The 13336-nt window shown below is 40.6% G+C and carries 10 protein-coding genes and 1 pseudogene; 5 read left to right on the top strand and 6 right to left on the bottom strand.

Translation table 11 applies throughout. The features are described 5' to 3' along the window. Positions 1-115 precede the first annotated feature (115 nt). Entirely contained in the window at positions 116-2002 is a 1887-nt protein-coding gene (locus PGW42_RS11610; RefSeq protein WP_215633879.1) for an ATP-binding response regulator, read from the bottom strand. A gap of 125 nt (positions 2003-2127) precedes the next feature. On the opposite strand from PGW42_RS11610, the gene PGW42_RS11605 reads away from it, so the two are divergent. Further along, entirely contained in the window at positions 2128-3021 is an 894-nt protein-coding gene (locus PGW42_RS11605; RefSeq protein ID WP_270203686.1) for a NifB/NifX family molybdenum-iron cluster-binding protein, read from the top strand. A 114-nt stretch (positions 3022-3135) separates the two neighbouring features. Further along, positions 3136-4668 (top strand): hypothetical protein, encoded by a 1533-nt coding sequence (locus PGW42_RS11600; RefSeq protein WP_270203685.1) that lies wholly within the window; start codon positions 3136-3138, stop codon positions 4666-4668. Positions 4669-4756: 88 nt separating this feature from the next. On the opposite strand, the gene PGW42_RS11595 is transcribed toward PGW42_RS11600, so the two are convergent. Continuing rightward, positions 4757-5611, bottom strand: coding sequence for a LysR family transcriptional regulator (locus PGW42_RS11595; RefSeq protein ID WP_022221020.1), 855 nt, complete (start codon positions 5609-5611; stop codon positions 4757-4759). Positions 5612-5763: 152 nt separating this feature from the next. Between PGW42_RS11595 and PGW42_RS11590 the strand changes: the two genes are divergently transcribed. Beyond that, positions 5764-7158 (top strand): MATE family efflux transporter, encoded by a 1395-nt coding sequence (locus PGW42_RS11590; RefSeq protein WP_270203684.1) that lies wholly within the window; start codon positions 5764-5766, stop codon positions 7156-7158. A gap of 80 nt (positions 7159-7238) precedes the next feature. Next, entirely contained in the window at positions 7239-7940 is a 702-nt protein-coding gene (locus PGW42_RS11585) for a DNA alkylation repair protein (RefSeq protein WP_117834757.1), read from the top strand. A 24-nt stretch (positions 7941-7964) separates the two neighbouring features. Here PGW42_RS11585 and PGW42_RS11580 read toward each other — a convergent pair whose 3' ends face one another. The 4 genes and pseudogenes from PGW42_RS11580 to PGW42_RS11565 form a co-directional block, all read right to left on the bottom strand. Next, on the bottom strand, positions 7965-9041 hold the full coding sequence (locus PGW42_RS11580; RefSeq protein WP_055157081.1) for a tyrosine-type recombinase/integrase: 1077 nt from the start codon (positions 9039-9041) through the stop codon (positions 7965-7967). A 175-nt stretch (positions 9042-9216) separates the two neighbouring features. Continuing rightward, positions 9217-10215 (bottom strand): annotated as a pseudogene (locus tag PGW42_RS16155) (Gfo/Idh/MocA family protein); the annotation flags it as partial. A gap of 27 nt (positions 10216-10242) precedes the next feature. Further along, positions 10243-11613, bottom strand: a complete 1371-nt coding sequence (locus tag PGW42_RS11570) for a sodium-dependent transporter (protein WP_195502628.1) — start codon at positions 11611-11613, stop codon at positions 10243-10245. Positions 11614-11891: 278 nt separating this feature from the next. Further along, positions 11892-12311: a LysM peptidoglycan-binding domain-containing protein gene (locus PGW42_RS11565; protein ID WP_270203683.1), complete on the bottom strand. Its 420-nt coding sequence runs from the start codon at positions 12309-12311 to the stop codon at positions 11892-11894. A 235-nt stretch (positions 12312-12546) separates the two neighbouring features. On the opposite strand from PGW42_RS11565, the gene lexA reads away from it, so the two are divergent. After that, positions 12547-13167 (top strand): transcriptional repressor LexA, encoded by a 621-nt coding sequence (gene lexA / locus PGW42_RS11560; RefSeq protein ID WP_055157087.1) that lies wholly within the window; start codon positions 12547-12549, stop codon positions 13165-13167. Positions 13168-13336 lie beyond the last annotated feature (169 nt).

The raw sequence follows: 13336 nt of genomic DNA, 5'->3' as shown, positions 1-13336 counted from the left end.
CTACCGGGTGGATTCGGGACTTTAACCCGTTAGAAACGTGCGCCGCTAGGCGCACACACACAAAGAGCAGGGGATGAACTTTCCAAAGTTCTTTCCCTGCTCTTTCCACATTCATTTATTCCATCACTTCTCCGATCACCTTCATCATCTCATCCACCCGGAACGGTTTCATAATAAACCCATCCATCCCGGCATCCAGCGCATGTTTCCGGTCTTCCTCAAATGCATTTGCAGTCATGGCAATGATTGGAATCTGTGCCTTCTTCACATCTGCAAGCTGACGGATTTTCTGTGTCGCTTCGTATCCATTCATCCGTGGCATCTGTACATCCATCAGGATAAACTGATATGTGCCTGCTTCCTTATCTTGAATTTCTTCCACACAGGCGCATCCATCCGGAACCCAGTTCACAAGAATCCCTTTATTTTTCAAAACTTCCATGGCAATTTCTGCATTTAATTCATTATCTTCCACCAAAAGTACATGCATTCCGTCAAGACCTATTTTGTATTCCTTTGCTTTATCTGATTGATGAAGCTGATTTTCCGTTGCAATCCGAAGGGGAAGTGAAATCTGTATTTTGGTTCCCTGACCGGAATTACTTTGGATTATCACATCACCATGCATCAGATCTACCAGTTTCTTCACAATCGCAAGTCCAAGCCCTGTTCCTTCAGTCTTGCTCTCGGTAGAAGTTCGCTCTCTTTCAAATGCCTCAAACGCATGTTTCTGAAATTCTTCAGTCATACCGATTCCGGTATCCTTTATCGTGAATTTGTATTCAGCAAATCCAGGTGCGATCATTCTCTGGACGCAGCTAAATGTGATCGTTCCTCCCGCTGGGGTAAATTTAACTGCATTATTCAGTACATTTACCAGAACCTGCTGCAGTTTTGTCACATCACACCATACCAGTGGATTTTCTATTTGATCCTCAACTTTGAAATCAATCATTCCCTTTTGGATGCTGTATTCGAGCATCATTTTCAGATTTTCTTCCATTTGCTTCAGGTCAGTTACCATCTCCACAATTTCTGCCTTTCCACTTTCGATTTTAGACAGATCCAACACATCATTGATGATCTTCAGAAGAATCTCACCAGATGCCTGAATTTTGGAAATTGCATTTTTTACAATTTCTTCATCATCCGGATGTTCTGCAATGATATCAGAAAATCCAATGATCGCATTCATCGGGGTACGGATATCATGGGACATATTTGCAAGGAAAGCATTCTTTACCTCACCGGCTACTTTCGCTTTCCGTGTCGATTCTTTTTCCAGTTCCAATGCTTTGGACAGTCTTTTCCGGTGTTCAAACTCCATCTGATCTTGCTGGTGCTCCACCATGAACAGGTAGGAGAGCAGTGCTCCGATTACCAGGCAGTACGGTTGGAACGGATATGCCCCATAAAGTGGAATGATATAGGTATTTGCCAGAATTCCGATCAGTGGGACTGCTGAAAACAGTGCCGATTTTATGAGATATCTGACACCCTTTGTATTGTTCATGAATAAAATAAAGAATGTCTGTGCAAATGTATAAACGTAATAAAACAGATTGAGTACGGCAAACACTCCGAAAAATGTACCGCGTATATAGGTCCGGTTCCGTGAAAATCTCCAGACAATTCCCGTCGGAACTGAGAGAAGCACCATCAGAACCAGGAGAATGAACGGAATCATTTCCGCAAATCTTTGCTTCTTTGAACGGTTAATCCCCATATAACTCTGCATAAACAAATGCCACACATATGGCATGATTACATAAACCAGATAAAAGAAAAACACAACCAGCTTAAACTGCAAAAAGTTTCCTGACTTACCTAAGAGTTCTTTCATAAACAATGCATCCATTAACACATAAAGCTCTACCATGCCAATAAAGATCATCGTATATTTTTTACTCGGGCTCCATGTAATATAATACCGGATCCTTAAAAAGATGATCGTCAGTATTATCATCATAAATATTGCGTTGCTCAAATAAATACTACTCATTTTCCAGTCCCTTTTTTCTTTCGTTTTGTCTCATTATTTCTTTCATTATTGTATACTTTTTCTATGCGTTTCGCAATCCATATGTTATACTATTGAGTAAAGGTATCTCAAGGAGGATTTTACAAATGAAAATAGCAGTAACATACGAAGGCGGATCTATTTTCCAGCACTTCGGAAAGACAGAAACTTTTAAAATGTATGAGGTAGAAGACGGAAAGATCACTTCCATGCAGATTGTTCATGCTGGTGGCGCCGGACACAGTGCGCTTGCAGGATTCCTTTCTGAGCAGAGTGCAAATGTTCTGATCTGTGGCGGTATCGGAGAAGGTGCACAAGAAGCGCTGAAAGAAACCGGTATCAAAGTTATATCCGGTGCAGCAGGAGAAGTAGATGCGGCAGTGAATGCCTATCTTGCAGGAGAACTGGAATCTGCAGGTACAAATTGTGACCATCACCACGAAGAAGGTCATTCCTGCTGTGGACAGCATGAAGAAACAGCAACAGAAGAAGCTTCTGCTGAAGAAGAACATTCCTGTGGCGGACACTGCAGTGGATGCAGCGGATGTGGTGGCGCACATGTGCCGGATTTTGAAGGTCCGAATGTCGGAAAGACCTGCCGTACCCATTACAAAGGTACCTTTGATGATGGTACCCAGTTTGATTCTTCCTATGACCGCGGAGAGCCATTGGAATTTGTATGCGGAGCCGGACAGATGATCCATGGTTACGATAAAGCCGTTGCAACAATGGAAGTAGGACAGACCATCAACATCCATCTGATGCCGGAAGAAGCTTACGGCATGCCGGATCCACGCGCCATTTTCACGCTGGAAATCGCACAACTTCCTGGATCAGAAGATCTGGAAGTCGGTGCACGTGCATATCTGACCAACCAGTATGGACAGCCATTTCCGGTAACCGTAACCGAAAAGACAGAAACCAACATCACATTTGATGCCAACCATGAGATGGCTGGAAAAGAACTGAACTTCCAGATCGAACTGGTAGAAGTAAAATAGTAAATATGAAAAGTGATTTAAGCGCCCCTTTTATTTCGTCATAAAGGAGGCGCTTAAATACTAAGATTATATTTTTGGAAATCGATAATTAGACAACGGAAGGGAGATTTGCCCGTGCTAGATTCAGAATTAAAAACATATCCATGGAATCCAACCGTAAAAAAGAAAGCCCGCCGCGTGTTCATGCTGAGATGGTTGTTCGTCATCCTGGCTGCCGCTGCAATCTTTTTTCTGACCTATCAGAAACTCACTACCAATGTCTGGGGACTTACGGCTTTCCTTTGCCAGATTCTTTCCGTTATCGAACTTGCTTTCGGGCTCCAGTTTGTAGAAGCCGGATGGAGCAGAAAGATATCGAGTAGAATGCCACTGGACGAACACTATGAGTATGCGCTTTATATGTATCATATACAATCTGTCCGCGATCTTGCTACGAATAACCGCATGCTGCTCCTGATTGCAAGCCTTGAAATCCAGCTTGGGAAATACGATCATGCTACACAGACAATTACACAGATTTCTATTGAAAAATGCACACCGGTCCAGTTAAAACAGTTGTATTATATGCAGATCTTACTGGCAGCAGAAGTGGGAGATACTGATACAAAAAATCAATTTTTAACCCGTTATACAGGGATTTCTGACACAAACGGTGAATATCCATCTGAAGCAGAACTTACCACCTGGATTGAAGCAGAAGAAATGGACAGACTTATTTCTGCATTAAAAAAATTTACTCCGACAAGAAAAGAGCATATCCTGCGTACTTGTCTGATTACAATCGTTCTGGCATACAGTACCTTTTTCTACGGTGCATGGTATGGTATCAATAAAAGCGCAGGATATGCAATCCGCTATTATTTTGCTGAAATATCCGTCATCTGCGTTTCTGTCACCTTGTCCTGCCTGCTGATCTGGGGCATGATCTGTCTGTATAAAAAGCAAAAAAGTCTCCTTAATAGGAAAGCAGCCAGACGAATAATTGCCGTTTCTTATGCCGCACTGACTCTTTTCTTACTTTCTCTGATTGGTTACAGCTTTTTAATTGTGAGCTTTGGCGTAGAAGGAACGGAAACCGTAACCGGTCAAGATCAGCATTATATTTATCTTTCCGTACAGCCTGATTACGGCATCGCTACACAGTACCGAACTGATAACCTGATTTATATGCAAAAAACGGGTTTGTTTTTACCGAATACAGATACTTTAACAGAATCCTCTGTACCAGATTCCGACCCGAATGATTCTGAAACACAAGATAGTAGTACCACTGATTCAACCGAAAATTCTCCGGCACAGGAATCCCAGAAGGCTTCACCGCTTCAGGACGAAATGCGTGCTGTGTATCAATATATCCAGCAACAGAATCCCCTTCCGGATATGAATTTCACTTACACGGCAAATGCAAAGGGCGAAAATTACGCGATCCTCTCTGAGACAACAGAAGAGAAGGATGGCACAACAGTAAATGTCAATTACTGTCTGTATGATAACGGTTCTAAGACAGATGAAAATAATAATACTTTCGAAGAATTGGTTCTGGAAAAGGTATATCCGGATGGTGGATATGAGACAGAACTGGTTGATTTCTATCTGGTAAATTCGGAGACTTTGGAAGTTATAGATGAGCAGAAATCAAGCTGGTAATTCTATTTATCCTATTTAAAAAATACTTACCAAATGATAAAATAAAGTAAAGAGCAGAGTCATTCGAAGGTATCTCTGCTCTTTTACTTTATATTTTCTCCTCAAATAATGTCAGAAAATCCTGTAATTCCGCCGGCATCCTGCCTTTCCTCCATGCAAGAAGAATTTCAGTTGTAAGATCAGCTCCAGTAATATCATATGCTTTTAATTTATTAGTGAGCTTCAGCATAGACTCCGGAAGAATCGCAATTCCCAGTCCCTTTTCTGCCATCGTCATTGCAGTGCGGGCATCCTCACAGGCAAAATAAATATCACAGACCAGTCCGGCACCCTCAAATGCGGCAAGCATATATTTGCGGTAGCGGTGGGAGAGGATTAAGGGTTGTTCGGAAAGTTCCCGCAGACTGATGGATGTATGTCCCTGCAACAGAGGGTGATCAGGAACTGCCATCACAAGCAGCTTCTCCCGGGAAAGAGACTTGGTTTCACAGCCATTTAACACAATTGGTGTGCGGAGTGTAGTCAAATCGATCATTCCATTTTCCAGCTGATCTTTCAGTGTAAATGTAGATCCTTCATGTACATCAAAATGAATTTGAGGATACTTTTTTGCAAAGTAAAGCAGATATTCGGACATCATCGATACAGTGGATGGTGTGATCCCTATGTGCAGGGTAGCTGCCTGACCGGATTTGACAACCTCCTGTTTGGTCAGATCTGCAAGCATCAGAAGATTACCGGCCTGCTCATAAAGCGTCTTTCCGGCATCTGTAAGCGTAATTTTCTTTGTACCTCGCAAAAAGAGTGATACCTGTAATTCTTCCTCCAGCATCTTCATCTGATAGCTCAGCGGTGGCTGGGTCATGTGAAGAACTCTTGCTGCACCGCTGATCGTTCCGGCATCTACGATCGCACGAAAATATTCCAACTGTCTGATTTCCATAAAAATGTAATTCATCTCCTGATTATTTAAAAATGAAAATATATTATCCATATGATTTTTATTGAATTATCATACAAAAACAATAATTTACATATATATTACATCATGTTAGAATTAAAAAGCAAGAAAAATAAAAAGGAATGAATTTACAAATGAAACGAGTCGATTTTGAAAATGGAACGATAACCAGTAATATCCTTGGAGCATCGCTCCCGATGCTGGTTGCCCAGATTTTAAGTTTACTTTATAACATTGTAGACCGGATTTATATTGCACGTATCCCGCACATCGGAACTGCAGCACTTGGTGCAGTCGGTCTTTGTTTCCCGGTAATTGTCATCATTACCGCATTCAGCAATCTATTCGGAAGCGGCGGTGCACCATTATTTTCGATTGAGCGCGGCAAAAATGAGCCACAGGAAGCGAAAAAAATTATGAATATTTCTTTTTCCATGGTCTGTATCTGTGCCATTGTACTTATGGTAATTGGCTTTTTATTTGCCCGCCCGATCCTGGTACTGTTTGGTGCCTCAAAAGACGCTCTGATCTATGCATATCCGTACCTGATGCTTTACCTAATTGGAACTCTGCCTTCTATGATTGCAACCGGTATGAACCCGTTTATCAATGCACAGGGATATTCAACCATCGGCATGCTTTCAGTTACCATAGGGGCAGTAACGAACCTGCTGCTTGACCCGTTGTTTATTTTTGTGTTCGGGCTTGGCGTGTGCGGTGCCGCAATTGCAACGGTCATTTCTCAGACACTTTCTGCTGCATTTGTCTTTTTCTTTCTTACAAAGAAAGCAGAACTGAAAGTGAGGCTCCTCAAAAAAGAGGAACTTGCCAGCTGTACAGCTTATGCAAAAAACATTGTAAGCCTGGGAACTGCCGGATTTATCATGCAGTTGACAAACAGTCTGGTAACGATTGTCTGCAACAATGTACTTTCCGTCACAGGCGGAGATATCTACATTTCTGTTATGACCATCGTATCCAGTGTCAGACAGCTTGTAGAAACTCCGATTTATGCAATCAACGAAGGGACTTCGCCAATCCTGAGTTACAATTATGGTGCAAGACGCCCATGCCGTGTAAGAAAAGCCGGTGCCATGATGGCACTTATGATTCTCGGATACACAGCTGTGATGTGGAGTATCATCATCATCGCGCCGAAAACCCTGATCGGAATTTTCAGTTCGGATGCTACATTGATGAAAGATGCAGTTCCTGCCCTGAAGCAGTATTTTGCAGCGTTTATCTGCATGGATATGCAATACATTGGCCAGACGGTCTTTAAATCCCTGAATAAGAAGAAGCATGCAATCTTTTTCTCACTACTTCGGAAGGTATTTATCGTCGTGCCTCTGACATATCTGATGCCGTATGCCCTGCATATGGGAACAGATGGCGTATTTCTCGCTGAGCCGGTTTCTAACGTCATTGGTGGAGGATTATGCTTCATCACCATGTTACTTACCGTATTGCCAGAATTAAAGCGTATGGAGCGGAAGAATGCGCTCTATGAGACAGGCACGATCTTATAAATGCTTAAACCGCTGTCAAGCTGTAGCAAATTTCGTTATACCGAATTATAAATCTACAATATTTCAGGAGGAAATGACAAATGAGCAGTAGAGAAGTAATAGAAAATGTACAAGCAGATCTCTTTGCAATACAGGATCTTGCTTATCGGGATTTTCAGGCAAAACTGATGCCGACAGTCAATAAGGAAACCGTCATCGGTGTGCGGACTCCTTCTTTGCGCGCATACGCAAAAAAGTTCGGTAAAACAGACAATGTTTCTGCATTTCTTGAAGTGCTTCCACATAAATATTATGAAGAAAACAACCTTCATGGACTACTGATTGAACAGATTAAAGCGTACCCATCCTGTATTGCCGCACTGGACCGTTTTCTCCCGTATATAGATAACTGGGCAACCTGTGATATGATCGCGCTCCGGACAGTAAAAAATCATCTGGACATATTTATCCAGGAAGTCTGCCGCTGGATAGCATCGGATCACCCGTATATCGTCCGTTTTGGAATTGGAATGCTGATGCGGTATTATCTGGATGAACAGTTTAAACCGGAATATCCCAAAAAGGTAGCCGAAGTTAAATCGGACGAATATTATGTAAACATGATGCGTGCCTGGTATTTTGCTACCGCTCTTGCAAAGCAGTATGACCAGATCATTCCTTATCTGGAAAAGAAAAGGCTGGACACCTGGACACATAATAAGACGATTCAGAAAGCAATTGAAAGCTACCGGATCACGCCGGAACAGAAGATCTATTTAAGGACATTAAGAGTAAAGAAATAATAAGTTTTACCGAGCTTTGACAATTTACGGTTCCCGCAATTTTACCACATTTGCAGCACTACGTCGTCTGTCTTCATCGATTGCAGCGTAGTGCTTTTTCGTTGTATTGACATCTTTGTGCCCCAGAACATCCGCTACCAGATAAATATCCCCTGTTTCCTTATAAAGGGCAGTACCATAGGTACTTCTGAGCTTATGTGGCGTGATTCTTTTATTTGTAATCTGACTGGCATACTTTTTAACCATATTTTCAACCGCCTGCACACCGATCCGGCGTCTTTGGGTTGATAAAAACAGAGCATTTTCATAGCCAGCAAGGGGCGTTACCGCTTTACGGTATGTCTCCAGATAATTGCGAAGTGCTTTTTCCACCTCTTCACCAAAATAAACAACCATCTGGCTTCCACCTTTTCGTGTCACCATGACCCCATTATTGTTGAAATCCACATCTGACAGGTCCAGTCCAACTAACTCCGATACTCGAATACCTGTTCCAAGTAGAAGAGTAATGATCGCAATATCACGTTCTTTCGTCTTATTATAATAGGAGAGTGCCTGACCGGTTAATTTGGAACCACAGGATTCCACATAATCCAAAAGCTTTGCAACCTCATCGGTATCCAAACGTATGATCGCCTTGTCATGTAACTTCGGCATATCTACAAATAAGGTCGGATTTTTCTGAATTATCTGTCTTTTAAAGAAATAATTATAAAAGCTGCGTAATGCAGACATTTTGCGGAATAAGCCGCGTTCAGAGTTTGTGACCTGTTTGGTTTCTTTGGTATGAACATCTGTAGTATCATAGACCTTCAGATATTCCAGATATTCCTCAATATCAACCGGCTGAATAGCTTCCAGATCTTGTACCTGAAAGTCCTTAATTGAGTGATGTTTATAAACAGGATTTTCTTCAATTAAAAACTGAAAGAACAAACGGATGTCATATGCATACGATATTCGTGTCTTTGGTGATGTGGTTGGTTCAATGGCACGAAAATAATCACGTGCAAAGTCAGGCATGGTGTTTAAAACACCACGAAGACGAATAGTATTATCAATATAAGTTTCTTCCTGGTATGTTTTTGTATCAGATGGCATGATTCTAAGAACCTCCTAAATTCCATAAATTTCCCCGATATAGGTATGATTATAGCATGGTTTCGGAAGATTTGTCTATATCTTTTGGAAAAATCGGTATTTGTCGTATAGATTGGTTATTCAAAATACTGCTGTCCCAAGACAACTTTTTGCCAGGGACAGCTAATTATAATTACTAGCACGGTCTGTTTCCTTTTTCAAATGGATATTCAATCCCCCAGTCTTTTCTAAGCCCATCCATCTGTTCCATGATGCGAATACTTTCTTCATGCGGCATTTCCATACATTCAAGTTTTCCTTCACGGATGGCCTTCATAGAAGCGCGTACTTCATATTCAAACCCAGTGATCTGTTCTGGCATTGTAATTTCCCTTACAAATTCCCGATCCGGTGTATACACTTTTACCGCCGTAATATCATTAATATTTTCCGCAATCAGATACCCCTTGGTCCCATATATCATACCATATTGTTCTGTACCGGTAAGTGCACTGCTTTGTATAGAAGCCATCGATCCATTTTTGTATTTCAGAATAATGGAATTCTGTGCATCCACTCCACTGTCAAATTTTACGCAGGAAGAAAGCGTTTCTTCAACATCATCGCCTAAAACCATGCTTGCAAAATTCAGTGGGTAAATACCTACATCTAATAGCGCTCCACCGGCAAGCTTCGGATCGATCAGACGTTCTTTTGTATGCATATCATATCCGAGATTTGCTGAAATCCCCTTTATTTCTCCGATTTCACCACTTGCAATAATATCATCGATTATTTTACGGGATGGAAGGTATCTTGTCCAAATTGCCTCCGTAATAAAGACTTCTTTTTCCTTTGCGAGAGCAAATACTTCTTTTGCTCCAACAGCATTTACAGTAAATGGTTTTTCACAAAGTACCGGTTTCCCATGATTGATACAAAGTTTGGCTTGTTCTATATGAAACGGATGTGGTGTCGCGATATAAATCAACTCTACTTCCGGATCATTTACCAGTTCTTCGTATGAGCCATATGCCTTTTCAAATCCCCATTCTTTGGCAAATTTCTGCGCTCTGTCAAGATTTCTTGCAGCAATGGCATATGCAGCCGCATCGTCCATACCGTCCAGTGTTTTCGCCATATTTGCTGCAATTCGCCCAGCACCGATAATTCCAACTTTCATCTGTTCCATTTCTTTACACTCCTTTTTTCACATATTATTCTACATGGAAATCCATCCAAATGCATTCGCCACAGAACTGATCAAAATAATCAGAACAAAGATTGGACACAGATATTTAATCATAACAGCAAAAATCTTCTTTCTGCGGAATGCATTTTCTCCATGAATAATCTCTTCTTCTATCTTCTTTACCCCAACAACTCTAGCTACCAAAAGACTTGTCATCAGTGCCGCGATCGGCATCATTACCGAATTAGTCAGGAAATCAAAGAAATCCAGGAACTGCATACCAATAATTTTCACAAATGCAAGTGGTCCATATCCAAGTGAAGATAAACTTCCTAATACTATCATGATCACACCAACAAGCACAGTAGACTTTTTACGGCTCCAGCCGATTTCATCTTCAAATGTAGATACTGCACTCTCTGTCAATGCGATTGAGCTTGTCAGCGCAGCAAAAAGAACAAGCAGAAAGAACAGAATTCCAATTGCTGTTCCCAATCCCATATTCTCAAACACCTTTGGTATTGTAATAAACATCAGTGCCGGCCCTGCCTGTAACATATCCGGATTTCCACCTGAAAACGCAAATACGGCTGGGATGATCATAAGTCCTGCCATAATTGCAATCGCTGTATCAAATACTTCTACATTTCTTGTAGAATCTTCAATCGAAATATCTTTCTTCATATAAGAACCAAATGTGATCAAAATTCCCATAGCAATCGATAGGGAATAAAACATCTGTCCCATAGCAGCTACCACAGACATCCATGAGAAATTCTTTGGATTTGGCACCAGAAAATACTTCACGCCTTCCATTGCACCTGGTCGTGTTACTGAGTAAATGGTAATGATCAGCGAAAGCACGATCAAAATCGGCATCATAAACTTTGAAACACGCTCAATTCCATTCCGAACACCTGCATAAATAATAATCAATGTAATCAGACAGAATATGATAAAACAGATTTCTGTAGAAAATCCATTTGAAATAAACTCCGAAAAATATCCATCTTGAGCCAGACTACTGCTGTTCCCTTTTACATATTCCAAAAGGTACTTGATAACCCATCCTCCAATTACAGAATAATATGGTACAATCAGAACCGGAATAATCGCATTAATCCATCCACCAAAAGAAATCCATTTTGACTTTCCAAAAGATTTGAACGCACCTACCGGACTTTTTCTTGTCATACGGCCAATTGCTGATTCAGCAATTATCATCGTATAACCGAAAGTAAGGGCTAACAGAATATAGATAAGCAGAAAAATTCCTCCGCCATATTTCGCCGCAAGATAAGGAAACCTCCAGATATTTCCAAGACCTACAGAAGCTCCTGCTGCTGACAGTACATATCCTAATTTACCGGAAAATGTACTCCTTTTTTTATGATTATCCATAACAAAATCTCCTCTTTTATTCTAAAATTAAATACACCTGTTTGATTTTATCATGATAATCCTTTAAAGTCACTAGTAAAATCAAGTATAGCCTTAAAAATATAAAATTTCTTAGTATAAAATTAAAAAGTCCGGAAAGACTAAGACGGGGTGAGCGATGGGATCTTGGTTAGAGACCTTAAGAATGTCTTAGTCTTTTAGACTTTTATAAAAAATAGAGTGTATATAATGTGCTGTCAGGCAGATTATTCGCTGCTACCTGACAGCACAGATGGTCTTTAATAAACAGAATCATCTCCATAATACGAAACAACCAGATAGTCTCCTTCCTGGAGATTATTCCTGTCTTTTAAACTTAAATGATTTGCTTCTGCCAGCTCATCCATATATTCATATATAGAATCTTCTGTTCGTCTGTATCTTTGTGCAATGCTCCAGAGTGAATCCCCTTTTTCAAGCTGGACACTTTTATAATATCTCTCTCCGGAAGGTTCTTCAACTTTGCTATCGTGCGCACTGGAGAAAAAGCTTCCAAATCCAAAACTCAGTGACATAACCATCACCAGAGCCGCAATCCCTGTCACAAACCGTCTGATAGAATTCGTCTTACGGTGCTTTGCATAATGACAGTGCTTCTGTCCTTTTGCTCCTGCATGATATCGATCTGCATACATATCTTTTCTTTTCTCTGATCTCATGATAAATTCCTCCCTTTTCTTCTGTAATCTTTTCAGTTCTCCTATATACCAGAAAGCATGTTCCCGAACAACTGTTCTGTTATCAATATACAGCAAGAACATACGTTTGTCAATATGCAAATCGAACGTATTTTCTAAACATTTGTTTGCTATTTTTTCTTCTGTATGATATGATAATTTTAATAGTTCAGATAATAATTCAAATTGATATAGATACAGATTTAGGAGGTCTTTTATGAGTAAAGGTAATATTAGCAAGAAACAGGAAGAGATACTTGAATATATTAAGTCCCAGATCCTGCAACGTGGTTTTCCACCGGCTGTACGTGAGATCTGTGATGCTGTGAATCTGAAGTCAACTTCTTCTGTACACTCTCATCTCGAGACTCTTGAGAAGAACGGATACATACGACGTGACCCAACCAAACCACGTGCAATCGAGATTCTGGATGATTCATTTAATCTCACAAGACGTGAGATGGTTCAGATTCCGATCGTAGGCCATGTAGCTGCAGGAGAACCGGTTCTTGCACAGGAGAATATTGAAGATTACTATCCTGTTCCTACTGAATATATTTCATCAAATAAAGAACTCTTTATGCTGAAAGTTCAGGGTGAAAGTATGATAAATGCCGGTATACTGGATGGAGATTATGTCATTGTGGAAAAACAGGCAACTGCAGAGAACGGTGACATGGTTGTTGCTCTGATTGATGACGGTGCAACGGTAAAGACGTTTTACCGAGAAGAAGGTGTGATCCGTCTTCAACCGGAGAATGATGCAATGGAACCATTTATCCTTGAAGATGTTACGATTTTAGGGAAAGTTGCTGCTGTTATGCGCTTCTTCCGTTAATTTTTAAAAAACAGGTGATTACTTGCAGAAGCATCTCAGATAGAAGTGCTTTTTGCAAGTAATCACCTGTTTTTTATATATGTTCTTCTCCATATCCCTTTTTCTCTTACTATCATAAATATTTTTTCAAATGCATCAAAAAAGCCGGATAAGATGTACAGGTATTCTC

The sequence above is a fragment of the Coprococcus sp. TM115-187 genome (assembly GCF_027679115.1).
Lineage (GTDB): Bacteria > Bacillota > Clostridia > Lachnospirales > Lachnospiraceae > Allocoprococcus > Allocoprococcus comes.
Note: the sequence above shows the minus strand (reverse complement) of the source record. Positions and strands in the feature narration are given on the sequence as shown.

Coding starts and splice junctions, on each gene's coding strand:
- PGW42_RS11610 (WP_215633879.1), bottom strand. CDS start 2,002: ATGAGTAGTATTTATTTGAGCAACGCAATATTTATGATGATAATACTG.
- PGW42_RS11605 (WP_270203686.1), top strand. CDS start 2,128: ATGAAAATAGCAGTAACATACGAAGGCGGATCTATTTTCCAGCACTTC.
- PGW42_RS11595 (WP_022221020.1), bottom strand. CDS start 5,611: ATGGAAATCAGACAGTTGGAATATTTTCGTGCGATCGTAGATGCCGGA.
- PGW42_RS11590 (WP_270203684.1), top strand. CDS start 5,764: ATGAAACGAGTCGATTTTGAAAATGGAACGATAACCAGTAATATCCTT.
- PGW42_RS11585 (WP_117834757.1), top strand. CDS start 7,239: ATGAGCAGTAGAGAAGTAATAGAAAATGTACAAGCAGATCTCTTTGCA.
- PGW42_RS11580 (WP_055157081.1), bottom strand. CDS start 9,041: ATGCCATCTGATACAAAAACATACCAGGAAGAAACTTATATTGATAAT.
- PGW42_RS11570 (WP_195502628.1), bottom strand. CDS start 11,613: ATGGATAATCATAAAAAAAGGAGTACATTTTCCGGTAAATTAGGATAT.
- PGW42_RS11565 (WP_270203683.1), bottom strand. CDS start 12,311: ATGAGATCAGAGAAAAGAAAAGATATGTATGCAGATCGATATCATGCA.
- lexA (WP_055157087.1), top strand. CDS start 12,547: ATGAGTAAAGGTAATATTAGCAAGAAACAGGAAGAGATACTTGAATAT.